Source organism: Dellaglioa sp. CoH-55-MRSF-8, assembly GCF_056782195.1.
In genome coordinates, this window is record NZ_JBXAYH010000015.1 from 1 (window position 1) to 1,690 (window position 1,690).

General features: G+C 38.3%; 2 protein-coding genes. Both read left to right on the forward strand.

Annotated elements, in window-relative coordinates; all coding sequences use genetic code 11:
• Positions 1 to 71: 71 nt before the first annotated feature.
• Positions 72 to 746: a transposase gene (locus AC1RPW_RS07560; protein WP_481761994.1), complete on the forward strand. Its 675-nt coding sequence runs from the start codon at positions 72 to 74 to the stop codon at positions 744 to 746.
• A complete protein-coding gene (locus AC1RPW_RS07565; RefSeq protein WP_481763901.1) occupies positions 743 to 1,636 on the forward strand; it encodes an IS3 family transposase in 894 nt (297 codons plus the stop codon). The genes AC1RPW_RS07560 and AC1RPW_RS07565 overlap by 4 nt, the downstream gene beginning before the upstream one ends.
• Positions 1,637 to 1,690: the final 54 nt, after the last annotated feature.

Genomic DNA, 1,690 nt, shown 5'->3' on the forward strand with positions numbered 1-1,690 from the left:
TGTAATAATCCCTTTATGGTTGTCAGATGAAATAATATAATTTCATCCGATAATCATGGAGGGATTTTTGTATGTCCAGAGCCAAGTATTCAGCATTAGAAAAATTAACGTTTATCGAAGAATTTAGAAAGTCCGGAATGCCGAGAAGAACTTTTGCCCGAGAATACGGTATTAATAAAGATCTATTCAAACGTTGGGTCGATCGCTATGACCGCGATGGTATTGAAGGTTTACAGGAAGCGCGCCACAATAATCACTATTCAAAAGCGCTGAAATTAGAAGCGGTATTAACTTATCTAACGGGTCAATATTCACAAGCAGATGTTGCACTTAAGTTTGGTTTACGATCACAAAAACAACTATTAGACTGGGTTTCCAAGTATAATGAGGATAAAACGGTGACGGCGTCACCGTCCAAAAGGCAGGTTCCCATTATGAGTCGTAAAACTTCTTTTGAAGAACGCGTTTCAATTGTTGAATATATTACCAAAGATAAACATAGTTATAATGAAACTGCGGAACACTTCGGTGTCTCTTATCAACAAGCCCGTTCATGGGTTCTTAAGGCACGACAAGGTGGTTATGAATCACTAATCGATAATCGTGGTCACCGTAAAGATCAATCAGAACTAACAGATTTAGATAAAGCGAATCTACGGATTCACGAGTTAGAAAGCCAAATCGAAGATCAAAAATTATATGCGGCCTTTATAAAAAAATGGCAGGAACTTCAGCGCAAGGGGTGAATAAGCAAAGACGACTGGCATATCACGCGATTAAGAATGTTAGTCAAGAAAAGCATGGTGCGATAACAAAACTTATAAAAATGGTTGGCGTTAGCCGTCAGGCTTACTACAAAGGGTTAAAAAGACAAGAAACAGTTTGGGAGACACGTAATAAACAACTTAAAGAGCGAACCCAATACTGGTTTGATTTCAATCTACAAGGGATTGGTACTGGAAACATGTTGGTAAATTTACAAGCTGACACATCAATTAATTTTCCCATTACTTTCAAACAGGTTCGACGAGTTATGCGAGAACTAGGTATTCGATGTTTAGTACATCCGAAGAAGCATAATCGTGTGAAACAATCAGAACAATATATCCAAGATAATCTTCTTAATCAAAATTTTAGTGTGAGTAGACCTAACCAAGTTTGGTTGGCCGATTCAACAGAGCTTTCATATGGCATAAATGGCGAATATAAAATTCGGTTAAGTGGTGTTTTAGATCTTTATGGTCGGCGACTTTTAGCCTATAATCTAAGTCCTACAGAAACTAGTGAAGCAGAAATCCAGGTATTTCAGCAGGCCTTTTCAGGTGCTGGTAGTGTACACCCCATGGTGCACACCGATCGCGGTTCAGCTTATACCTCAAAACTATTTAATCGTTCTCTTGATCGATATGAAGTAACTAGAAGTATGTCCCGACCAGGAACGCCATACGATAACGCTCCAATGGAGCGTTGGTGGAATGAATTTAAAAATCGATGGATGGCACGTCAGCCACTGCCAAAGACCTATCAAGAACTTATGAAATTGGTTGAAGCAGGAATTGAATATTTTAATCATTACAATCGCTCAACACAAAGAAATGGCCTTACCCCAGATGAATACTGGGATAAAGCCATTTAGAAACATATTAAATTTTATATTATTTCATCCGTCAACTTGACAGGGCCTAGTACA

Excerpts from the sequence above, each read along its gene's own strand:
- AC1RPW_RS07560 (WP_481761994.1), top strand. The coding sequence starts at position 72 with ATGTCCAGAGCCAAGTATTCAGCATTAGAAAAATTAACGTTTATCGAA.